This window comes from Streptomyces sp. NPDC102462 (genome assembly GCF_044765425.1).
Taxonomy (GTDB): Bacteria; Actinomycetota; Actinomycetes; order Streptomycetales; family Streptomycetaceae; genus Streptomyces.
Map to the genome: position 1 here is coordinate 1 of NZ_JBIWKB010000045.1, position 21101 is coordinate 21101.

At 70.7% G+C, this 21101-nt stretch carries 21 protein-coding genes; 18 read left to right on the top strand and 3 right to left on the bottom strand.

The window, feature by feature from the left end:
• The first annotated feature begins 51 nt into the window (after nucleotides 1-51).
• The 13 genes from ACIRFL_RS30925 to ACIRFL_RS30985 all read left to right on the top strand — a co-directional run bounded on the left by ACIRFL_RS30925 (nucleotide 52) and on the right by ACIRFL_RS30985 (nucleotide 12682).
• Nucleotides 52-849, top strand: a complete 798-nt coding sequence (locus tag ACIRFL_RS30925; protein WP_404034937.1) for a DUF3560 domain-containing protein — start codon at nucleotides 52-54, stop codon at nucleotides 847-849.
• A gap of 94 nt (nucleotides 850-943) precedes the next feature.
• Complete coding sequence (locus ACIRFL_RS30930) at nucleotides 944-1201, top strand: hypothetical protein (RefSeq protein WP_200702446.1); 258 nt, start codon at nucleotides 944-946, stop codon at nucleotides 1199-1201.
• A gap of 103 nt (nucleotides 1202-1304) precedes the next feature.
• Nucleotides 1305-2111 carry an LPD29 domain-containing protein gene (locus tag ACIRFL_RS30935; protein WP_404034817.1) on the top strand — a complete coding sequence of 269 codons (807 nt, stop codon included), beginning with the start codon at nucleotides 1305-1307 and terminating at the stop codon, nucleotides 2109-2111.
• 56 nt (nucleotides 2112-2167) lie between these two features.
• Nucleotides 2168-3340 carry a hypothetical protein gene (locus ACIRFL_RS30940; protein ID WP_404034819.1) on the top strand — a complete coding sequence of 391 codons (1173 nt, stop codon included), beginning with the start codon at nucleotides 2168-2170 and terminating at the stop codon, nucleotides 3338-3340.
• 133 nt (nucleotides 3341-3473) lie between these two features.
• Complete coding sequence (locus ACIRFL_RS30945; RefSeq protein ID WP_404034821.1) at nucleotides 3474-4370, top strand: methyltransferase; 897 nt, start codon at nucleotides 3474-3476, stop codon at nucleotides 4368-4370.
• Between the two features lie 104 nt (nucleotides 4371-4474).
• On the top strand, nucleotides 4475-5086 hold the full coding sequence (locus tag ACIRFL_RS30950; RefSeq protein ID WP_404034823.1) for a hypothetical protein: 612 nt from the start codon (nucleotides 4475-4477) through the stop codon (nucleotides 5084-5086).
• Nucleotides 5087-5712: 626 nt separating this feature from the next.
• Nucleotides 5713-6405: a DUF6573 family protein gene (locus ACIRFL_RS30955; protein ID WP_404034825.1), complete on the top strand. Its 693-nt coding sequence runs from the start codon at nucleotides 5713-5715 to the stop codon at nucleotides 6403-6405.
• Between the two features lie 59 nt (nucleotides 6406-6464).
• Nucleotides 6465-6752 (top strand): hypothetical protein, encoded by a 288-nt coding sequence (locus ACIRFL_RS30960; protein ID WP_404034827.1) that lies wholly within the window; start codon nucleotides 6465-6467, stop codon nucleotides 6750-6752.
• Between the two features lie 89 nt (nucleotides 6753-6841).
• On the top strand, nucleotides 6842-8398 hold the full coding sequence (locus ACIRFL_RS30965) for a ParB/RepB/Spo0J family partition protein (RefSeq protein ID WP_404034829.1): 1557 nt from the start codon (nucleotides 6842-6844) through the stop codon (nucleotides 8396-8398).
• A gap of 86 nt (nucleotides 8399-8484) precedes the next feature.
• Nucleotides 8485-9108, top strand: a complete 624-nt coding sequence (locus ACIRFL_RS30970; protein WP_404034831.1) for a hypothetical protein — start codon at nucleotides 8485-8487, stop codon at nucleotides 9106-9108.
• Between the two features lie 48 nt (nucleotides 9109-9156).
• On the top strand, nucleotides 9157-10647 hold the full coding sequence (locus ACIRFL_RS30975; RefSeq protein ID WP_404034833.1) for a hypothetical protein: 1491 nt from the start codon (nucleotides 9157-9159) through the stop codon (nucleotides 10645-10647).
• Nucleotides 10648-10755: 108 nt separating this feature from the next.
• The gene (locus tag ACIRFL_RS30980) at nucleotides 10756-11748 is read left to right on the top strand and encodes a hypothetical protein (protein ID WP_404034835.1); all 993 of its coding nucleotides are present in this window, start codon (nucleotides 10756-10758) and stop codon (nucleotides 11746-11748) included.
• 85 nt (nucleotides 11749-11833) lie between these two features.
• Nucleotides 11834-12682, top strand: a complete 849-nt coding sequence (locus tag ACIRFL_RS30985; protein WP_404034837.1) for a hypothetical protein — start codon at nucleotides 11834-11836, stop codon at nucleotides 12680-12682.
• Between the two features lie 168 nt (nucleotides 12683-12850).
• On the opposite strand, the gene ACIRFL_RS30990 is transcribed toward ACIRFL_RS30985, so the two are convergent.
• Together ACIRFL_RS30990 and ACIRFL_RS30995 are read right to left on the bottom strand one after the other, a co-directional pair.
• Nucleotides 12851-13870: an aldo/keto reductase gene (locus tag ACIRFL_RS30990; RefSeq protein ID WP_404034839.1), complete on the bottom strand. Its 1020-nt coding sequence runs from the start codon at nucleotides 13868-13870 to the stop codon at nucleotides 12851-12853.
• Nucleotides 13871-13897: 27 nt separating this feature from the next.
• Nucleotides 13898-14794, bottom strand: coding sequence for a helix-turn-helix domain-containing protein (locus ACIRFL_RS30995; protein WP_404034841.1), 897 nt, complete (start codon nucleotides 14792-14794; stop codon nucleotides 13898-13900).
• Between the two features lie 282 nt (nucleotides 14795-15076).
• On the opposite strand from ACIRFL_RS30995, the gene ACIRFL_RS31000 reads away from it, so the two are divergent.
• Genes ACIRFL_RS31000 through ACIRFL_RS31020 form a run of 5 tightly spaced genes read left to right on the top strand, consistent with a single transcriptional unit; the run spans nucleotide 15077 to nucleotide 20419 of the window.
• Nucleotides 15077-16561, top strand: a complete 1485-nt coding sequence (locus ACIRFL_RS31000; protein ID WP_404034843.1) for an MFS transporter — start codon at nucleotides 15077-15079, stop codon at nucleotides 16559-16561.
• An 11-nt stretch (nucleotides 16562-16572) separates the two neighbouring features.
• Complete coding sequence (locus tag ACIRFL_RS31005) at nucleotides 16573-17457, top strand: aldo/keto reductase (RefSeq protein ID WP_404034845.1); 885 nt, start codon at nucleotides 16573-16575, stop codon at nucleotides 17455-17457.
• Nucleotides 17458-17496: 39 nt separating this feature from the next.
• Nucleotides 17497-18564: an NAD(P)-dependent alcohol dehydrogenase gene (locus ACIRFL_RS31010; RefSeq protein ID WP_404034847.1), complete on the top strand. Its 1068-nt coding sequence runs from the start codon at nucleotides 17497-17499 to the stop codon at nucleotides 18562-18564.
• A complete protein-coding gene (locus tag ACIRFL_RS31015) occupies nucleotides 18561-19355 on the top strand; it encodes an SDR family oxidoreductase (RefSeq protein WP_404034849.1) in 795 nt (264 codons plus the stop codon). The genes ACIRFL_RS31010 and ACIRFL_RS31015 overlap by 4 nt, the downstream gene beginning before the upstream one ends.
• Before the next feature lie 17 nt (nucleotides 19356-19372).
• Nucleotides 19373-20419 carry a zinc-binding dehydrogenase gene (locus tag ACIRFL_RS31020; protein ID WP_404034851.1) on the top strand — a complete coding sequence of 349 codons (1047 nt, stop codon included), beginning with the start codon at nucleotides 19373-19375 and terminating at the stop codon, nucleotides 20417-20419.
• A 112-nt stretch (nucleotides 20420-20531) separates the two neighbouring features.
• On the opposite strand, the gene ACIRFL_RS31025 is transcribed toward ACIRFL_RS31020, so the two are convergent.
• Nucleotides 20532-20915, bottom strand: coding sequence for a nuclear transport factor 2 family protein (locus tag ACIRFL_RS31025; protein WP_404034853.1), 384 nt, complete (start codon nucleotides 20913-20915; stop codon nucleotides 20532-20534).
• Nucleotides 20916-21101: the final 186 nt, after the last annotated feature.

Genomic DNA, 21101 nt, shown 5'->3' on the forward strand with positions numbered 1-21101 from the left:
GACCGACTCAACTACCCCTGAGCAGCACGAATACAACTACACGTCAGTGACATACAACGCCGAACATCCCGGCGACATCACGGCCGAACCTCACACCGGATCGGCGAACGGTTCTGGATGGGTCAGCCGATCTTGGTAGGCCACCATTCGGAAGGGCGCGCCCGCAGGGACCAGGAGCGCATGCACAACGCCATGCGCAAGAGCATCGCCGAGGGCGAGCGGGCCGGTTACTGGGCCAACCGCGCCCAGGCGGCGGAGGCTTACGAGCGGTATCGGAAGAACCCGGGGCGCACACTGCGCCGTATCGAGAAGCTGGAGGCGGAGCGGCGCGGCGTTCTGCGGGAGCGCGACGGCGTTGACGACAAGGGCCGCACGGCTGATGTGTGGCGACGCGAGCCGTCCGAGGCGCGCCACCAGGAGCTGACGCGCCGTCTGGCCGAGTACGACGAAGAGCTGACGTACTGGGCGGAGACGATCAAGGAGGCTGAGCGGCGCGGCTTCAAGGTGTGGGGACGGGCCGACTTCGTGAATGGCGATTTCGTGCAGTGGCGGGGGTCCTGGTACGAGGTGACCCGGGTCAACGCCAAGACGGTGACCGTGCCGCACATCCACGCCGCGTTCGATGGCGGCGCCGTCGGCGGCTGCCGCGTGGTCACCCGCGCGGCAACGGCTGAGACCCGGCACAAGGGCAGCACGTACACGCTCCCCTACAACGAGGTGAGCGGGCGCATGTCGGCCGAGCAGATGCGGGCCGCCCTGGCAGGTGAGCCGATCCCCGCCGACCCGCGCGACATCACCCCGCAGCCCACCCCGACACCGGGTTCGTTGCCGCCGTCGCCGCCGGCCTGACCCTCACCACGCCGACCCCCACCGCATGACCACCCCATGGCCGGGCGCCCACGGCGCCGGCCGCCTCCCAGCATTCCTCAGAGGAAGCACAGCTATGCGACTGAGCAAGCGCCGAGCGACCACCCTGAACCGACGCGCACGGTTTCTGCACCAGCACCGGAAGCAGCGGGGCACGTTGCCGTGCCTGGAGACCGGCGGAACCCAGGTCTACGCCTACTGGAGCTGCGGTGAAGGCCTGGTGGTGTCCGTCCATCTGGACACCGGCGAGGTACCCGGCGACCTGATCAGCCCGGATGGAACGATCCCGATCCGGATCACGGTCAACGGTGAATGTGTCTTCAGTGCCGACTGATACGGCGGAAGCGTTGAACCTCCCCCATAAGAGCGTATTATTGATTTCAGGGATGAGCGGCAACTCACCCACCACCAACCCAACTCGCAGCAGAGGACAGGGCATGGACTACATCGACACCAAGGACGTGGCCGCCGAACTCCGGAACCGCCTGAAGAGCGCGTTCCCCGGCGTGAAATTCAGCGTGCGCAAGGGCACCGGTACCGCCGCCGCGTGGATCTCCGTCTACTGGACCGACGGCCCCTGCACGGCCGATGTCGAAGAGCACACCCGCCCCATGCAGGGCGCGCAGTTCAACGGCATGGAGGACCGCTACGAGTCCACCGACAACACGGTCACCGTCACCGTCAAGGGTCGGAAGGTCACCGGTAAGCCGCTGGTCGACGGCATCAACACCCACCGGGACGTCTCCGATGACGCACTGAAGGCCGCCGCCGCCCTGTGGTCCGAGGCCCACGACGGCACCGAGCCGCCCACGAGCGGCATGCTCGACGCCTGCGTCATCGTCGGCCACGTCATCAAGGAGAACTGGGCCCCGCAGCAGATGTGGCAGATCGCCCATGACGTCGTCCTGCCCCAGCGCTGGGCCGCCGCCAAGGAGCAGGCCGCCGCCCGGGCCGCCCGTCCGGCGCACGCCCAGGAGGAGAGCGAGGACGGCGCGGAGGGACTCACCCTCCAGCACACGGACGAGGACGGGACGACGGTCACCGGTACGCGTCTGGGCGACGGCGCCGCCGACGTGCTCAAGCGCCACGGCTTCAAGTGGCACCGCAAGAACCAGTACTGGTACGCCCCCGGCAGCCGCGACCAGCAGGCCGACACCGAGTTCATGGCCGCCGTCGCCGCCGACCTGCGCGCCGAGAACCTGACCGTCACCACGTCGCAGCCCGAGGCGACCCCCACCGCCTGAACCGACACCCGACCGGCCGGGCGCCCCAGGCGCCCGGCCCACCGAGCGGAGCCCCCATGCCCAAGCACCTCCCCTCTCAGCTCACCGGCGATCAACCGCACCCGGCCGCCTCCGTCACCGACCCAGGCACCGTCGAGGCGTGGGAGACGGACGGCGGAGCCGGCCCCAGGGTCGAGCCGACCGGCGGCACCCCCGCGGCCCGTCCCGCCGCACCGTCCGCCGCCGAGGTCGCCGAGCTGCCCAAGCGGGCGCGCACGCTGGTCGAGGCAGCGACGGCGAACGGGTGGGACGTGACCGTCACCTCTCAGGGCATCGTGGAAGGCGCCCACGTCCGCACGGTCACCCTGGCCGGTGCGCTCCCGACGCCGTCCACGGCCGCTGAACTCACCGCCCGGTGCGTGTGGTACGGCTCCAGCTACTGGGGAGAGGTGTCCGAGCGCAACGGCCGCTATGCCGGCGGTTTCGAAGAATTCCTTGCGTGGGTGCGTGAGGCTCCCGCCATGTGCCGAGCGGGCAAGGAAGCGGGATGGATCCAGCCCGGCAGTCCACTGCCAGGTACAGAGCTGGAGACTGCGCCGCTGCCGCAGTGGTACGAAGGCGCGCCCCGCGAACGCATCCTCGTCCGCGACGCGCGGATGTACGCGCGCTACACGCAGACCATCCACCACAACGACTCCGGCATCCCCGTGCGGGAGGCCCCCGGGTACGGTCGGCCCCACCTCAGCGGCGACGCGGTACGTGCGTTCCTCGGCGGATCGCTCGGATTCTGGCTGTCCAGCCAGGCCACCATCACCGACGACGAAACGATCATCTACCGCCAGACCAACCGGCATTGCGCCATCACATTCACGCCGGATCGGGACTCCGGCGTCATCATCACCCACCCGGAGCGGTACATCACGGCTGACGCGTACCGCGTCACCGGACACGGCCGCCTCCCGCAGGTCTGGACGCAAGCAGCCGTCCGTGAGGCAGTTTCCGAAGTCACGCGCCCTGGCCCGATCGACTGGCCGGACGGCTGGGCACTGCTCATGCCGGACGAGTCCGTGAGGTTCGCCCCGCGAGGCTTCCCCTGGAAGTCCGCAGACGTGTACATCGCCGAACCCACCGCCCCGCCCCAGTCATGGGGGCCACGGTGCGGGACGTGCGGTTGGTACGTGGCGGAGCACGACCCCGCGCGCGGGTGGGGTCGCCGGGGCAGCAACGTCCAGCCGCCGACTGACACCTGACGAACGCCTCCTGACGGCGCGCAGTGCGGACGCCGTCGTCATTGCTCCCCCTCGGACGCAGGACCGCCCTGGAACGGTCCGGACAACCCGCGCCAGGACCTCTCCCCCTCACCACCGCGAAAGGCGGCATGCCATGGCCGGAAAGCTCAGCAAGGAACAGACCAAGCAGCACCACCGGGCGTGCGAACTGGTCGACATGAAACGGGACTTGACAGTGGAGGAGCGGGAGTTCGTTCTCGACCACTTCCACGAATCCGCGAACATGGGCCGCACCCTGGACGGCGCGTTCTTCACACCGGCCGAGCTCGCCGGCGAACTCCACCACGTGATCCCGGGTGACCGCATCATCGACCTGTGCGCGGGCATCGGACGCCTGGCCTGGCACGCCCGCGACTACTGGAACCGGCGCTGGGAGCGTCTGCCGCCACGCGAGATCGTGTGTGTGGAGAAGGACCCGGAGTATGTGCGTGTCGGGCGGCGCGTCCTGCCGGAGGCGACGTGGATCTGTGCTGACGTGCTCGACGTTCCGGGCCTGAACCTCGGTCCGTTCGACTGCGCGATCAGCAACCCGCCGTTCGGGCGGATCAAGCGCAGCGGCAACGCTCCCGGGTACCGAGGGCCACTGTTCGAGTTCCACGTGATCGCGATCGCCGAGACGCTCGCCCGGCGGGGCGCGTTCATCATCCCAAGGGAGTCAGCCCCGTTCCGCATCGAGACCGGATTCGTCTCGCAGGACTCGCCCGCGTACGAGCGCTTCCACCGCGAGACCGGGATCAAGCTCCGCCCCAACCCCGGCATCCCCACGGACGAGTACCGTGATCAGTGGCGCGACGCCTCACCGGCCGTTGAAATCGTGGTACACAACCGCGACGAGGACGAGTTGGAGGCTCAGGCGGAGCAGGCCGCCCGCGCGGAGCGGGAAGCCGTGGCCAGCCGTCCGCGCAAGTCGAAGGCCGAGCACGCCGGTGCGGCACCCAGGGCCGCGCAGCCGGCCGGGTTCGGCGACGGCGGCGGGGACACCTTGTTCTGAAAAGGGGATTGATCAACCCCCAAGAAGGTGTATTATTGATTTTGCAGGTGAGCGGCAAATCACCGGCCACCGACCGACCCACACCGAGCAGACAGGAGCCGCACATGGGCGCCTACGGACACGACATCACCGCCGGAATGCTGGTCTTCGACCGGGAGGACTTCACCGCCTACCGGCCCGGCTCAGAGCCGGTCTGGCTGGTCGAGAAGGTGGCCGGACACGAGGAGCACAGCCCGGGGGGCACCACCGTCTACAGCACGTACGCGCACGTACGGAACGCCGAGGTTCACGGAAGGGACACCACCCCGTCGAAATCCGGCTGGACCGGCACCAAGCCCGTGGGGCGGCTGGTCGAGGCCGCCGACGAGGACGACCACACCAAGCCGGGCACCTTCCGCATGGACCGCGCCATGGTGGCCTTCCTGCGGGCCACCCGCTTCCGGGGGTCCACCTCCGACGACTACCCGACCGTGCGCGACCTGGTGAACGCCGCCCCCTACGACCGGCACGGGTTCCTGGTGGGCGCGCGCACGGTCACCCCGCACGGCCTGCGCTACGAGCTGGGCGCCCTGTCGGTCTGCCTGGGGAACCTGTTCTGCGACCTGGCGGCAGGCCGCATGACGGCCGCCGACCTGGAGGCGGGCGGTATCTCCGCGCCGCTGCTGGAGGCCACCCGCGAGGCCCTGCGCGCCGCCGACTCGGCCGTCCGGGCCTGAACCTGAACCGTCCCGCCGGGCGCCGACCACGGCGCCCGGCCCCCTACCGGAATGAGCGGCAACTCATCCGGCACCACTCGACACAGGAGGACGCACCATGACGACCATCCGCCGGAACTGGACCAAGCGCGTTGCGGAAATCCGCACGGCGGCCCGCACCTGCCGCGCCTACGACTCCGACAGCGGCAACATGCTGCCGGTCGACCCGGCGCGCGCATTCGAGGCGTGGGAGAGCACGCCGCGCGCCCGACTCACCGAGGACACCCCCGGGCAGAAGTGGACGGTCCACGTTCACTCCAACCGGTTCTACGAACTGACCGCCGAGGCCCCCGCTGCCCCGGCGGACGATACGCCAGCCGCCGAGGTTCCCGCGGCTCCCACCGCCGCGCCCAGCTCTGGGCGCGCGCACCAGGCCGCCGGACCGGCCAGCGCGCAGGACCGCAGCGCGGCTCGCACGCTCGCCCGGCGCACGCGGGCATCAGGTGTGCCGGGCCGTGACCGCCTGCCCGGTCATCTGCCCGCCCCGGCGGTCGATCTCGTGGGAAAGACCGTCCGCGTGAAGCTCTGCCCAGGGCTACAGCCACGAGCAGATCCGGGACGCGTTCGAGCAGGAGCGGGCCGAGGCCGTGACCGCCGGAGACGCCGGGAGGGTTGCGGCCCTGGGGACGGTGCTCGATGTACACGCGGCGATGGTGGCCAAGGAGGACGCCGCCCAGTCGCCCACCACCGGCCCCGCACCGGCTAACCACAGCCACAGTTCCCCGCAGGAGCAGCAGCCCGCCCGGCACCGCCCCGGCTGGGCGCGAGAAGAGCGGGTGAGCAGCGACAGCGTACTGTCCCGCATCGATGCGATTCTGCACGACGCGGCCGTCACCGACGACCCCGACGTCAGCGACGACGCCATGCGGTCGGTCCCCCTGGCCGACGCGGACGAGTTCGTCCACGTCTACACCCGCGCCCGGGCCCTGGCAGACGGCGTCCTGGTCGCCGCCGACGCCGAGTTGGCCCGGGAGGCTGGCTTCCGGGTTCCGGTCGCCCTCACCAGCGCCGTGTGGGAAGGCTGCGTGGCCTGGAACGAGGGGGACAGCGAGCGGCAGGTGCCGCAGGACGAGCGCGGCCGCCTGTGGGACGTGCTGACCATGGCCCGCCACGCGATCCGGCGCAGCGGCGGGGGCGGCGGGCAGGTCACCGTCGACCTGCGGCGAGTGCCGCGCGACGGCCGCACCCGGCAGGCCCGCCCGGTCCAGCTCGTCTGCGCGATCGGGCCCGGCGACCACGGCGAGCCCGTGATCACCATCATGGAACCCCACGAGGACTGATCACCTAGCCGGCCCGGGGGCGCACCGCCCCCGGGCCGGCCCTGAAAGGACCAGCCCCGATGACGACCCCCGCAGCAGTCGCCGACCGCGTTGCCGAGATCCTCGGCGGCAACTGGACGGCCACCGCCGGCCCATGGAAAGCCTCCGGCCACCTGGACGCCCCGGGAGCGGAACCGTACGCGCTCCACGTCGACGAACGCGGCGAGCTTTGCCTGTGGGTAAGCCTCAACCCCCTTGGCCCCATCGCCGTGTTCCGCGAAGTCCACACCCCCGAGGACAGCGAGGCGGTTGCCAAGGGCATCGCCGAGGAGATCCGCCAGCATCACACCCCAGCCGACCAGGGATAAAAGGCCTTGCCCCCGTAAATAGCGTATAATTGATTTCACGAACAAGCGGCAACTTGCTCAACACCAACCGCCCGCACGAGGAGCAATCCGTGAGCGACACCGCAACCACCACACCGATGCAGCGGGTCACCCTGCAGCTCGGCCAGATCCGCGTCAACGAGAACAACGTCCGCCAGGACCTCAACCTGGACGAGAAGTTCCTCAAGTCCGTCGCGGCCAACGGCGTGAAGGTCCCTGTCGTCGTCCTCCCGCTCGGGGAGGACAGCTACGAGCTGAAGATGGGACACCGGCGCTACTTCGCCGCCCGGGCCACCAAGGAGACCGAGGCGGAGCAGGACGCGATCGAGGTCCCCTCGTACGTGCTCGACCCCTCCCTGCGCGAGGCGGGCGAGGACTTCATCGACCAGCTCATCGAGAACGACGACGACTACCGCCGGGGCCTGACCGAGCTGGAGCAGGCCGACGCCCTGTTCGGCGCGGTCGGCGCGGGCATGAAGCAGGCCAGGGTCTCCGAGCTCACCGGTCGCTCCCACAGGGACGTGTCCCAGGCGGTGAGGACCGCCAAGTCGGTGGGCGAGCGGACCCGTTCGGCACTCGCCGAAGCCGGTACGTACGACCTCGACCTCGAAGTCCTCGGTGTGCTGGGCGAGTTCGATGACGACGCCGACGCCGTCAACCGGCTGCTGGAGGCCTACGCCAAGGGCCGCTTCGAGTTCCAGGTGCAGTGGGAGCGCGACGACCGCGAGGAGCAGCGCGCCCGCGCCGAGGTTCGCCCACAGCTGACGGCGGCGGGGGTGCGGCTGGTCGAGGACGGAGACACGCTTCCGGCCACCGTCGAGCCGATCAGCGAGCTGGACGGCCCGGACGGCGAGCCCATGACCGCCGAGGCGCACGCCGAGTGCCCCGGCCACGTGGCGACCTGGGCCGAGAACCCCCGCGAGCCCGGCGAGGTCGAGTACTTCTGCACCGACCCGGAGCGCTTCGGTCACTACCCGCCCCAGGAGGACGCCCCCGAGACGGACGGCGACCAGGCCGAGGAGCAGCCGCAGGCGACGGGTGAGGCCAAGTCGTCGGAGCCGTCGCGCGAGTACGTCAAGGCGGGCAACAAGGCCTACCGCGCCGCCGAGAAGGCCCGGCAGGGGTGGCTGAAGGACCTGATCGGCCGCAAGACCGCACCGAAGCCGCTTGCCGCGTTCATCACCGGTCAGCTCCTTGCCTGCCCCAAGCCGGTGGCTCAGTGGGTGGGCGACGCGGGCCGTCGCGACCTGATCAAGGAGCTGACCGGCTACGACGCCCCCGCCGAGCGCGCCGCCACGGCGACCCCGGCCAAGCTCACCCTGCTGAACTTCGCGGTGCTGGCCGCGACGTTCGAGAAGCGGATGGGTGAGGTCCGCACCTGGCGCACCGACAGCACCGCCCGCTCGGCCGTGTACGAGCTGCGGGAGATCCGCGAGGACGCCCGCACGTGGCTAAAGTTCCTCGCCGAGATCGGCTACCCGCTCTCCAGCGTCGAACAGGCCATCGTCGACGACGAGCCCTACCAGGAGGACGAGCCGGACGCGGCCGACGCCGACGGCCAGGCCGACCAGGACACCCCGGACAACCCGGACGCCGTGAGCGTCGAGGACTCCGAGGACGCGTCCTGACCTTCTGCCCGGGCCGGACCTGACAGTCCGGCCCGGGCCCCCTCCCCCTTCCCTCTCTGCGCGCCGCCCGCCCGGAAGGCCTCGCCATGCTCCGCTCCGAACTCCGCCTGAACGCCTCTCTGTTCGTCGCCCAGGCCGCCGTCAGCAACCACACGGGTCTGATCGCCCGGGCCGGGCTCGCCATGCCGGCCGCGTCGTTCGGCTCCCCCGCCTGGCAGCTGCCCGCCCTTCTCTCCTACCTTCACCGCCTCCACCAGGACGAGGAGGACCCCTCTCCCGAACTGTGGCGCGCGCACACCGAGCGCCAGACGGGCCCGGTGCCCCGGCCGCACATCCGCTACCAGGCTGACGGCCTGCACGATGCGGACGCGGTGTGCGTGCTTGACATCCAGCTCGGCCCGCGCGACGAGGAGACCGGCTGGCCCGCCGCCGACGTCGCCGTCATCGAGCAGGAGGAAGGCGCCTGCCCCTTCGGACGCGTCACGCGCCGCCACGGCGTGGAAGCGATCGCCGCGTACACCGCCCAGGAGCTGACCGCCCAGCACGCGGCGCTGATGGACCGCGCCCGCCAGCACCAGGACGCCTACTTCGTGCGCCTCGCTGGACTGGCCCAGCGCGCCGCCGAGTGGGCCGACAAGGTCCGCGCCGCCGCGCACGCCGATGCCGTCCACGTCCAGGCCGACCGCGCCCGGGCCCGCATCACCCGCTGACCACCCCCGCACACCCCGCGCCGACTGCCGTTTGTGGAGGCCTGCGCCATGTACGAGTTCGAGCCCGCCTCTCCGACCTACGCCATCTCCGACACCATCGTCGAACACCACCTGCGCGGACGTGACCGCACCCGCGCCGACTTGCCCGGCGGCTACCGGCTGACCCTGCGCACCCGCGAGCGGCACGGCCAGCTTGAGGCCGCTCTGGCCGCGCCGTCGCCCACCGGCCCCGCGCGGATCTGCACCGCGCGCATCAGCGCGCACACCCCGACGCCTGTCACGTCGCGCATCCTCGACGCGGTCACCCGCTACGCCCCGGCCCTGCCCGACGCCCGCGACGCCCGCCCGCCCCTGGCGGCGGTTGCCCGCCTTCTCACCACCGGCGCCCCGTTCCAACGGCCGGGCGAGGCTGGGCTGTTCGTCCGGTTCGGACATGCGGAAGCCTGGCTGGAAGGCAGGCGGCTCAGCGTCACCCTGGGCAGCCCCGGCAGCGGACTCAGCCTGGTCCTGGGCGGCCCGTGGGACGCGCCGTCCACCGCCCGCCTCACTGCCGCCGTCCTGCGCGAGCTGACCGAGGCCGCACAGCTCGCCGGCCAGGTCGCCTCGCTGCTGCCGCCCGGGCCGTGGCAGGTCCTGTCCGACCAGTGGCACCCCGACGCCGCCCTCGTCCTGCCCGCAACCCGCGGCCCGGACCCGGAAGACCCGCTCGGCCGCCGCATCTCCCGGGCACTGCGCACGGTGCAACACGACCTGAGCGCGGCACAGCCGGACTGGGACTTCCAGGAACTGATCGCCGCCGAGGGCTCTGCCGTGGCCCTGCGCGTCACAAGGCGCGAGCGCGCCGTCCCCCGCATGGTCCGCAAGGTGGTGATGCTCGATGGCTTCGTCCCGGACGAGGTGGGCAACACCCGCACGACGTTCACCCCTGCCGGCCTGCCCGCGCCTCCCGACTTCGCTCCGGCCCCACCTCCACACGAAGTCCCGTCCCTGGACCTCCACGTCGCCCCGAAGAACGAGCACCACTCGTTCGGCGTGAAGCTGGAACTCGGCGACTGGGCGTACGCCTTGGAACCCCGAGCCGTCTTCTACGGGCCCGGCTGGTACCCCTTCCACGAGCACGTCACGCGCCGGGAGAAGGACCCCACCGCCCCGCTCAACGACCGCGAAGTGCCCACCGGGCGCACGGTGCCCGCCCGGGTGCGGATATCCCCTGACGTCGAGCACCGCTCATGGGGCAACGAGTACGTACAGCTCACCCCCGTCGATCACCGGGTCGAGGCGCAGCTGCACCTGTACGTCGGCAGAGAGCGGGGCTGCACGCTCGTGCGCACCGTCACGCTGGAGATCGACCTGCGGGCGAAGCGGGTGGTGCTCCCCGCCCAGATGCCCGCGGCCCTGCACCACCAGGCGGAGGTCAAGCACCGGCGGATCCTCGATCTGCTGGCGGCCGCACGATGCGAACGCCGACGAGGGGCGAGCGAGCCGCGGGCCGTCCTCGCTCCCTGGAACCGCGGCGACCCGCCCAGCGCGGACACCTGACGCAGTTCACCGACAGCGTGAGCCACACCCGCTCGCCGTTTTGCCCCACCGCCGGTCCGGGGCGGCAACCCCGGACCGGCCCCACTCACCAACTCGAAGGACACGCCCGTGAACGCCGTCCTCGCCGCCCCAGCCCGCCCGATGCCAGCCCCGCCGGTGTACACCCCGTATCCCGAGACGTGCACCTGCACGCCCGCCGTCCGCTACGCCTGCGGCCACTGCTACCACGAACAGTGCCTGGACTGCGGGTTCTGCACGATGGGCAGCTGCGTCTGCCACTGCGAATACGGCCTCGGCTTCCAGCCAGGTGACTCGCCGCCCGAGGGGCCGATGTTCTGGATCGGCGGACACCACGCCAAGTCGCTGTCCACCTGGGGCGTTCCGATGTGCGTCTCGCGCTCCGCCCTGACCGGCCGTGCCACGCTGCCGCGCGCCGCCGAGGCCTGGGTGTACGACTCGGGCGCCTTCTCCGAACTCGACACCCACGGCGGCTGGACGATCGGCCCGCACGCCTACGTCCGCGAGCTGCGCCAGTTCCGCGACGGGATCGGCCGCCTGGTCTGGGCCGGTCCGCAGGACTGGATGTGCGAGCCCGACATGATCGCCAAAACCGGTTTGTCCGTGCGCGAGCACATCGACCGCACCGTGGGCAACTTCGTCGACCTGATGGCCGAGGACCCGGGCGTCGACATCATCCCGACCGTCCAGGGCTGGCGTCCGGCCGACTATGAAGCCTGCCTGGACCTGTACGACAAGCGCGGTGTACGGCTGGCGGACTATCCGCTGGTCGGGGTCGGCTCCGTGTGCCGCCGCAAGTCGGTCAAGGACGTCTCTGCCGTCCTCGCCACGGTGGCCGCCGCCGGACTGCGCCTGCACGGCTTCGGGCTGAAGACCCAGGCGCTGGAGACGTGCGCCGAGTACCTGGCTTCCGCCGACTCTCTGGCATGGTCGCGTGACGCCCGCTGGAACGACCCGCTGCCTCAGTGCGAGGGCAAGCACAAGAGCTGCTCCAACTGCGTGCACTGGGCGATGCGCTGGCGCGAACGCGTCCTGGACGTGCTGTACGCCCCTCGTCAGCTGATGCTCCCCACCACTACCTGACCCACCGCCGGCCGTGCCGGTCCCGGGGCGGCAACCCCGGGACCGGCCTCCTTCACCAACTCACCGACCCGAGGGGAACACCCTGATGTCTGCTTACGAGCAACCCCCGCTCGATCTCGGCGCCGTCTGCCAGCGGTGGAAGCATCGCCGGCACAGCTGGAGGCCGACCAGCGAGGGTGGGTTCGATCCCGCTCGCTACCGCGTCCGCGAGATGCCGAACGAGCTGGTCCACACGGCGAAGGCCTTCGTGCGCGCCCACCACTACAGCGGCTCGTGGCCCGCCGTCCGCTTCGTCTACGGCCTCATCGACACCGCCGTGCCCCCGGAGACCAGCCTGGTGGGGGTGCTCACTCTGGGCATCCCGACCCAGGTCGCCGTGCTCACTTCGGTGTTCGACCGGCTCACCCCGTATGAGGAAAGCCTGGAGCTGAACCGGCTGGTGCTGCTCGACGAGGTCCCGGCGAACGCGGAGACGTGGGCGCAGGCGTGCGCCTTCCGCCTGCCGGCCGCCCGCGGAGTGCGTGGCGTCGTCGCGCACAGCGACCCCGAGCCCAGGACGCGCCTCACCGCCCACGGTCCCGAGCTGGTCTTTCCCGGTCACTACGGGACGATCTACCAGGCCAAGGGGATGGACTACCTGGGCAAGACACGCCCGCGGCGCCTGACCATGCTGCCCGACGGCTCGGTTCTCCACGACCGCGCGATGTCCAAGGTCCGCAACAACGAGCGCGGCCGCGGCGGAGTCGAGCAGCGCCTGGTCACCCACAGCGCCTGCCCCCGCCATGAGCGAGAGCCCGGCCGGGCCTGGCTGGAGGAGGCCCTGCACACGGTCGGCGCCCGGGTCGTATCCCATGGAGGCAACCACCGCTTCTGCGGACGGTTCCAGCGTGTTGCCGCTCAGCTGAGACGCTACCAGGGCGATAGGGCGCGCTGATGACTGTCGCCCGAAACACCCGTCGCTTCTAGCCTGACATGCGAGGTTTCTCCTATTTGGTCCGCAAGCCGGTGGAGCGCCCCGGCGCAGCGTCCGGGGCGCTTGTTCGCCGATGAGCCGCGTTGGTGCTCCGGCTCGGCTGGCCATGACGGGTGGAGCCGACTCATGTCAGCGGCGACGCTGATCAGCCCGCAGCTCAAAGTCCCCGTAGCTGTTGTCGACCGGGTTGACCGTGACGCCCGGGGCGACGATCTCATCGATGGCATCGAGGATGTCAGAGGAGAGGGTGATGTCGGCGGCGGGCAGGAACGCCTCCAGCTGTTCCATGGTGCGCGGGCCGATGATCGCCGAGGTGACACTGGGGTTGTTGATGACGAAGGCGACGGCCAGCTCGATCAGGGTCAGGCCGGCCTTCTCCGCCAGGACGGCGAGCTGTTCGACGGCGTCGAGCTTGCGCTGGTTGGCGGGGGTGTTCATGTCGAAGCGGGCCTGGGGGCGGGCGGCCGAGGCGGGTCCCTCGGTGGCGTTCTTGCGGTAGCGGCCCGAGAGCCAGCCACCCGAGAGCGGGCTGTAGGTGAGGGTGCCCATGCCGTGGCGGCGCACGGTGGGCAGCACGTCTTCCTCGATGCCGCGGACGAGGATCGAGTAGGGCGGCTGCTCGGTGACGAAGCGCTCCAGGTTTCGCTCGCGCGAGGTCCACTGGGCCTCGACGATCTGCGAGCCGGAGTAGGACGAGGAGCCGATGTAGCGGACCTTGCCCTGGCGGACGAGATCGGTGAGAGCGCCGAGGGTCTCGGAGACGTCTGTGTCAGGGCTGGGCCGGTGGACCTGGTAGAGGTCGATGTGGTCGGTGCCGAGCCGCCGCAGGGAGTTCTCGACCGCGCGGATGATCCAGCGGCGCGAACCGCCACGCTGGTTGGGGTCGTCGGGGTCCATGGGCATGAAGAACTTGGTGGCCAGGAAGACGTCCTCGCGACGGTCCTTCAGCGCCTTGCCGACGATCTCCTCCGAGACGCCGGCGGAGTAGACGTCCGCGGTGTCGACGAAGTTGACGCCCGCGTCGAGGGCGCGGTGGATGATCCGGATCGAGTCGGTCTCGTCCTCGTTGCCCCAGGGGCCGAACATCATCGCGCCCAGGCACAGCGGGCTGACCTGGACGCCGGTACGGCCCAGCGGTCGGTACTGCATGGAGTGGTTCTCCTCTTTCGTGGGGGGTCAGTCGTTTGCGGAGGACACGACCGTGCCGGTGGTTGTCCAGCTCGCGAGCAGGTTCAGGGCCTGCTGTTCTGGTGAGTCCGGTTCGGGTGTGTAGAAGTTGAGGCGCAGGCCGGGGTCGGACGGCAGGTCCATGGCTTCGTAGGGCAGGGCGAGGGTGCCGACCAGCGGGTGACGGAACCTCTTCACTCCGGACCGGTGGAACTTCACATCGTGGCGGGCCCAGCGGCGGGCGAACTCGTCGCTCTTGGCCGTCAGCTCGCCGATCAGGTCCGTCAGCGCTTTGTCGTGCGGGGCGCGGCCGGTTTCGGTGCGCAGGAAGGCGACCGCGTCGTCGGCGCCCTTGTCCCAGTCGACCCAGAAGTCTTGGGCTGCGGGGTCCAGGAACAGAAAGCGGGCGCTGTTGACCGGCCCGCGCTGCGCGAACAGTGGTGAGTCGAACAGCGGCGCGTACAGCGCCCGGCCCAGGGCGTTGGCGGCCACGGTGTCGAAGCGGGCGTTGCGCACGAAGGCGGGGACGCCGGTCATCGAGTCGAGCAGCCGCAGGATCGTGGGCCGTACCCGGGAGGACGTCGCGGTGGGCCGCCGCCCGGCGGGAGTCGACGCGCGGGCGAGGTCGTAGAGGTGGGTGCGTTCGGCCTCATTGAGCTGCAGGGCGTGCGCGAGGGCTTCGAGGACCGAGTCCGAGGCGCCGGCGAGGTTGCCGCGCTCCAGGCGGACGTAGTAGTCCACGCTCATGCCGGCCAGCAGGGCGACCTCTTCGCGCCGCAGTCCTGGGACACGGCGGTTTCCGCCGTAGACCGGCAGTCCGGCCTGCTCGGGGGTGATCCTGGCCCGCCGGGTGCTGAGGAACTCCCGCACCTCGGCGGCCACGTCCTTCTTGGGGTGGTCGGTCATGCTCATTTCCTGGTGTGGGTGCCCGGCTGGGACCGGGCTAGTCGCGTCGGCCGCCGGGCCGGACCTGACCTTGAGTAGCGGGGCACGGCGCACTCCTCCCGGTCGGTCTGCTCGGTGTGCCGGCTCCTCCACGGTAGGTCGGCCTGGAGGGGCCTGCGAGGTACTGCCAGTACCTGGAAGAGCAGTGACTCCCACTGCCCCCTCAAGGTGCCGTTACCTGGGAGAAGCCACAGATGGGCGGCCCGGGATCGGGCCGCACTCCCGATCGACGCGAGGAAGACCGTGCGCACAGCAGCCACCCACGACACCGGCGCCGCCCCCGCCGGGCCAGTCGCCGACTCGAGCCGTCCGGGCGGGCCGAGCGCCACCGCCCCGCGCCGCCGGGCCGGGGGCCCGGCCCGTTCGACGCTGATCCTGGCGATCATCTGCATCAGCTACTTCATGGTCATCCTGGACAACTCGATCGTGTTCACCGGGCTGCCGCAGATCCGCTTGGACATGGGCTTTTCCGAGACGGGCCTGTCGTGGATCACCAACGCCTATGTGCTGGTCTTCGGCGGGCTGCTGCTCCTGGGAGCGCGCGCCGGTGATCTCTTCGGCCACCGCAAGGTCTTCCTGTACTCGCTGGTGGTCTTCTCGCTGGCATCGCTGCTGGTGGGCGCCGCCCAGAGCGCCTGGTGGCTGATCGCGGCCCGCGCGCTGCAGGGCGTCGGCGCCGCCGTTCTCGCCCCGTCCGCGCTCTCCCTGCTCACGCGTAGTTTCGCGGAGGGCAAGGCCCGCAACCGGGCCATGGCCGCCTACAGCGCCGTGGCCGGACTCGGCGCGGCGTTCGGGCTGGTCGTCGGTGGCCTGGTCGCGGACCTGATCTCGTGGCGGGCCGGGTTCTTCCTGAACGTGCCCATCGGCATCGTGATGATGGTGCTGGCGGTGCGGTTCCTGCCCGAGACCGAGCGTCGCGGCGGCCGGTTCGACGTGGCCGGGGCGCTGCTGGCGACGCTGGGCTCGACCGCGCTGGTACTGGGCATCGTCGACGCGGCCGACCACGGCTGGACGGCACCGGCCACCTGGCTCCCCCTCGCAGCGGGCGCGGTGCTGCTGGGCTTGTTCGTCGGGGTGGAGCGGCGGGCCGCGCAGCCGATCGTGCCGCTGCGGCTGTTTGCGAGCCGCGAGCGGTCCGGCGCCTACGTCACCCGGATGCTCTACATGGGCGCGATGATGGGGTTCTTCTTCTTCACCGCGCAGTTCGTGCAGAGCGTCTACCACTGGACGCCGCTGCAGGCCGGCCTGGCCTTCCTGCCGATGACGCTGGTCAACTTCGTCTTCGCCATCCGCGTGCCCCGGCTGCTGGAGAGGTTCGGCAGGCCCCGGGTACTCGCCGCGGGAGTCGTGCTGACGACCGTGGGCATGGCCTGGCTGAGCCGCCTGGACCTGCACACCCCCTACCTGACCGGAGTGGCCCTGCCCATGGTGATCATCGGCGCCGGCCAGGGCCTGGCACTGGCCCCGATGACCTCCAGCGGCGTCGACGGCGTCGCACCCGAGGACGCAGGCGCCGGATCGGGCCTGGTCAACACCGTGCACCAGATCGGCAGCGCACTGGCCCTGAGCATCCTGACGGCCGTGGCCGCCACCGTCTCCACCCAGCACGCGGCCGCCGACATCGCGGCGCGCTCCGGCACCGCGCTGACGGGCTCCGCGGTCCTGCTCGCCCTGGCCGTCGTCGCCGTCCTCACCCTGATCGTGCCCGCCCGGGCGTCCCGCAAGTAAAGGACTACGTGATGCAGACCCTCACCCTCAGCAACGACGTCGAGATGCCCGCTCTTGGCCTCGGTGTCTTCCAGACCCCGCCCGACGAGACGATCGCCGCGGTCACGGCCGCGCTGGAGCTGGGCTACCGGCACATCGACACCGCCGCCGCCTACGGCAACGAGCGCGAGGTCGGCCAGGCCATCCGTGACTCCGGGGTGCCGCGCGACGAGATCTTCATCGAGACCAAGATCTGGATCAGCGACTACGGCTTTGAGGAGACCCTGCACGGCTTCGACAAGAGCGCCGCCAAGCTCGGCGTCGACCAGATCGACCTGCTGATCCTGCACCAGGCGCTGCCGTCCGAGTTCGGCAAGACCCTCGACGCCTACCGCGCCCTGGAGAAGCTCCTGGCCGACGGCAAGGTCCGCGCGATCGGCGTCAGCAACTTCATGGTCGACCACCTCACCGCGCTGCTCGATGCGACGTCCGTCGTGCCGGCGGTCAACCAGCTGGAGATCCACCCCTACTTCCAGCAGCGCGAAGTGCTCGACTTCGACACCGCTCGCGGCATCCTCAACCAGGCGTGGTCCCCCATCGGGGGCATCACCTTCTACCCCGGCTACGGCGAGGACCGCCGCAGCGTCCTTCAGGACCCGGCCGTCACTGCCATCGCCGAAGCGCACGGCAAGAGCCCCGCGCAGGTGCTGCTGCGCTGGGGCCTGCAGCAGGGCCGCTCGGTCATCCCCAAGTCCACCAAGCGCCAGCGGATCGCCGAGAACATCGACGTCTTCGACTTCGACCTCTCGGCAGAGGAGCTGGCTGCGCTGGACGCGCTGGAGACCGGCCGGCGCGGCGGTCCCGAGCCCGAGAACGTCACCCTCGCCGCCTACGGCCGCGCCATCCCCGAAGCCTGACCTTCACCCCCACCCCACCACATGCAAGAAGGAACCACCGTGCCCACCACCCTCAACGCCTTCGGCGCCCACGAGGCCGGCCAGCCGCTCGCCCCCGTCACCATCGAGCGCCGTGACGTCGGCCCCCACGACGTCCAGATCGACATCCTGTACTGCGGGATCTGCCACTCCGACATGAACTTCGTCGACGGCTCCTTCGGCCCGCTCCCGGTCAGCCCGCTCGTGCCCGGGCACGAGATCGTCGGCCGCGTCACCGAAACCGGCTCCGCCGTCACCCGCCACCAGGTCGGCGACCTGATCGGCATCGGCTGCATGGCCAACTCCTGCCGCGAGTGCGACAACTGCCGGGCCGGACAGGAACAGTACTGTCTCAAGGGACACACCCTTGTCTTCGGCAGCCCTGACCCCGCCGAGCCCGGCGCCCACACCCAGGGCGGCTACTCCGAGGCGATCGTCGCCCCCGAGGACTTCGTCGTCCGCGTGCCCGAGACCCTCGACCCGGCCGCCGCCGCGCCGCTGCTGTGCGCGGGCATCACCGTCTACGCGCCGCTCAAGCGGTTCGCCGCCGGTCCCGGCACCAAGGTCGCGGTCGTCGGCCTGGGCGGACTGGGCCACCTCGGCGTGAAGATGGCCAAGGCCATGGGTGCCGAGGTCACCGTGCTGTCCCGCTCGGACAGCAAGCGCGAAGCCGCCGCGGCCCTCGGCGCCGACCACTACGCCGCGACCGGTGACGGCACCGCCTTCACCGAGCTGGCCAACACCTTCGACCTCATCCTCAACACCGTCAGCGCGCCGGTCTCACTGGCGGACTACCTCGGCATGCTGCGCCTGCACGGCACCATGATCAGCGTCGGCGTCACCACGCAGCCGATGCCACTGGACGTCTTCCCCCTGCTGCAGAACGGGCGCTCCTACGCCGGCTCCCTGTTCGGCGGCATCGCCGAAACGCAGGAGATGCTCGACTTCGCCGCCGAGCACAAGGTCACCGCCGACATCCAGCTGATCGGCGCCAAGGACATCAACACCGCCTACGAGCGGATCAACGCCTCCGACGTCCGCTACCGGTTCGTGATCGACGGATCGACCTTCAAGGGGCTGACGGCATGACACAGCCAGCCCGTTCGGACATGAACCGCGTCCTGATCATCGGCGGGACGGGCAGTATCGGACGCCTCGTCGCCGCCCGCCTGCTGCATCTGGGCCGCCTGCCGCGCGTGCTCACCCGCGACCCCGACCGCGCCCAGCGGTCGCTGCCCGCTGGTGTCGAGGTGGTGGCAGGCGAGCTGGCCGACCCGGCGTCCGTGCGCGCCGCCACCGCGGGCGTCGACGCCGTCGTGATGACCCACGGCGCGCCCTACGGCTCCGGCGACTACGCCGCGGTCGACTACGGCGCCGTCCCCGCGCTGCTCGACGCACTGGACGGACATCGGCTGCCCGTGGTGCTGATGAGTTCGATCGGGGTCACGGCCAACGGCGGGCAGTCACGGGAACTGCTGGAGTGGAAGCGGCGCGGTGAGCGCCTCCTGCGAGCCAGCGGCCTGCCGTACACGATCGTCCGGCCCGGCTGGTTCGACGCCGGCAGCAGCTCCCACCAGCGGGTGGACCTGCGCCAGGGCGACCTGACCGAGTACGGGCCCGTGCGTCGCGACCACGTCGCCGAGACGATCGTCCAGGCCCTGCTGACCGAGTCGGCGAGGGGCAGGACCGTGGAGGTCTTCTCGGCCGACGGCCCGGCCCTCACCGACTGGCCGGGGGCGTTCCATGCTGCCGAAGGCGACCGGCCGGGCGACCTGGACGGTGCCCGCGACCGTCCCGGACCAAGGCCGCAGGCAGAACCCGAGCGTGTCCGCGCTGACCTGCGACGTCACGCCCACATCCCCCTGACACCTGAACTCTGACATCTGAGGAGAAAGTCATGAAGGCAGCCATCTTCCGAGGCGAGAAGCACATCGAGCTCGGCCAGCGCCCTGACCCCACCATCCAGGAGCCGACCGACGCCGTCGTCCGCGTCGTGCGCGGCTGCGTCTGCGGCTCCGACCTCTGGTACTACCGCGGCATCAACCCCCACAAGGTGGGCAGCATCGGCCACGAGTACGTCGGCGTCGTCGAAGCGGTCGGCGAGGACGTGAAGGACCTGGCGGTCGGCGACTTCGTCATCGCCCCCTTCACCTACAACGACGGCACCTGCCCCGCCTGCCGGGCCGGGTTCGAATCCAACTGCGAGCACGGTGGGGCCTTCGGCGACGGCGACAGTGACGGCGGCCAGGGTGAGAAGGTCCGCGCGCCCTACGCCGACGCGACCCTCGTGAAGATCCCCGCACCGGCCGACGGATTCACCGACGCCCAGCTCGCCTCCTTCACCGCACTCTCCGACGTCATGTGCACTGGCTACCACGCCGCCGTGAGCGCGGGCGTGAAGCAGGGCGACACCGTCGCCGTCGTCGGCGACGGCGCAGTCGGCCTCTCCGCCGTACTGGCAGCCAAGCTCCTCGGCGCCGGCCGCATCATCGCCCTCAGCCGTCACGCCAACCGGCAGGCCCTCGCGAAGGAGTTCGGCGCCACCGACATCGTCGCCGAACGCGGGGACGACGCCGTCACGGCCGTCCTCGGCCTCACCGACGGCGCCGGCGTCGACGCCGCACTCGAATGCGTCGGCACCGACCAGTCCATCGAGACGGCCGCCGGGATCGTCCGCGCCGGAGGCATGATCGGCGCCGTCGGCGTCCCCCTCTACGAGAAGTTCGAGTACAAGACCCTCTTCTGGAAGAACGTCGGCATCAAGGGCGGCGTCGCCCCCGCCCACCACTACATCCCCGAGCTGCTGCAGCACGTCCTGGACGGAACGATCAACCCCGGGCTCGTCTTCGACTACTCCACCGACCTCGACCACGTCGCCGACGCCTACGCCGCCATGGACGAGCGCCGCGCAATCAAGTCACTCCTCACGGTCAGCCAGCCGTAACCCGCGGACCCCTACACCGGTCCGATGCCGGTCGCCGGCCCAGGTCTCACTACGCGGGGTTCGCCATGAGCGGGCCGTCGAGCCCGGGCCAGATCCGAGCCGGCGGCCCGGTTCACCAGGTGGTGGCGACGGTCCGCTGGGCGACCCATACGTCGTTATGACGGGCGTAGTCCGTGGCCAGGCGCAGACGCCAGCCTGCGCGGGTGCCGTACACGGTGGCGTCGGTCACGGTCCGAACCGTCAGGCGGGCCGTGCCGTCGTCATCGACGTCGAGGGCTGTGTCCTTCTCCTGGATGGAGTGGTAGACGAACCGCCCCTGCCGCATCTGCGCCAGCCACTCGGCCTTCGGCTGCACGTATCCCGTCATGTGAGTGAGAGTGAAATCTCCTGCGAGCAGGTCGCCGAGAGTTGCGGTGTCCCCTTCGAGCATGGCGTCAAGGTAGGCGCGGTGGGCCTCCCGCAGATCCGCGATGGCCGTTGCGTCGGGGGTGGGCATGGTGACTCCTCGGGGCTGTGAATTGGGTCCGGCCCTCGTCACGATCGTCTTCCCGTGGTGGCTGCTGGTGCGACACGCCCAGTGTCCCTGCGGTTGACGCCGCATCTGCCGGGCTGGACTGACAACAGCCAGTGGTGCGCCCCTCTTCTAGTGGCGCTGCACAGGCGCGCTCGCTATCGGCGCGGA

Excerpts from the sequence above, each read along its gene's own strand:
- ACIRFL_RS30930 (WP_200702446.1), top strand. The coding sequence starts at position 944 with ATGCGACTGAGCAAGCGCCGAGCGACCACCCTGAACCGACGCGCACGG.
- ACIRFL_RS30935 (WP_404034817.1), top strand. The coding sequence starts at position 1,305 with ATGGACTACATCGACACCAAGGACGTGGCCGCCGAACTCCGGAACCGC.
- ACIRFL_RS30940 (WP_404034819.1), top strand. The coding sequence starts at position 2,168 with ATGCCCAAGCACCTCCCCTCTCAGCTCACCGGCGATCAACCGCACCCG.
- ACIRFL_RS30945 (WP_404034821.1), top strand. The coding sequence starts at position 3,474 with ATGGCCGGAAAGCTCAGCAAGGAACAGACCAAGCAGCACCACCGGGCG.
- ACIRFL_RS30950 (WP_404034823.1), top strand. The coding sequence starts at position 4,475 with ATGGGCGCCTACGGACACGACATCACCGCCGGAATGCTGGTCTTCGAC.
- ACIRFL_RS30960 (WP_404034827.1), top strand. The coding sequence starts at position 6,465 with ATGACGACCCCCGCAGCAGTCGCCGACCGCGTTGCCGAGATCCTCGGC.
- ACIRFL_RS30970 (WP_404034831.1), top strand. The coding sequence starts at position 8,485 with ATGCTCCGCTCCGAACTCCGCCTGAACGCCTCTCTGTTCGTCGCCCAG.
- ACIRFL_RS30975 (WP_404034833.1), top strand. The coding sequence starts at position 9,157 with ATGTACGAGTTCGAGCCCGCCTCTCCGACCTACGCCATCTCCGACACC.
- ACIRFL_RS30985 (WP_404034837.1), top strand. The coding sequence starts at position 11,834 with ATGTCTGCTTACGAGCAACCCCCGCTCGATCTCGGCGCCGTCTGCCAG.
- ACIRFL_RS30990 (WP_404034839.1), bottom strand. The coding sequence starts at position 13,870 with ATGCAGTACCGACCGCTGGGCCGTACCGGCGTCCAGGTCAGCCCGCTG.
- ACIRFL_RS30995 (WP_404034841.1), bottom strand. The coding sequence starts at position 14,794 with ATGACCGACCACCCCAAGAAGGACGTGGCCGCCGAGGTGCGGGAGTTC.
- ACIRFL_RS31005 (WP_404034845.1), top strand. The coding sequence starts at position 16,573 with ATGCAGACCCTCACCCTCAGCAACGACGTCGAGATGCCCGCTCTTGGC.
- ACIRFL_RS31015 (WP_404034849.1), top strand. The coding sequence starts at position 18,561 with ATGACACAGCCAGCCCGTTCGGACATGAACCGCGTCCTGATCATCGGC.
- ACIRFL_RS31020 (WP_404034851.1), top strand. The coding sequence starts at position 19,373 with ATGAAGGCAGCCATCTTCCGAGGCGAGAAGCACATCGAGCTCGGCCAG.
- ACIRFL_RS31025 (WP_404034853.1), bottom strand. The coding sequence starts at position 20,915 with ATGCCCACCCCCGACGCAACGGCCATCGCGGATCTGCGGGAGGCCCAC.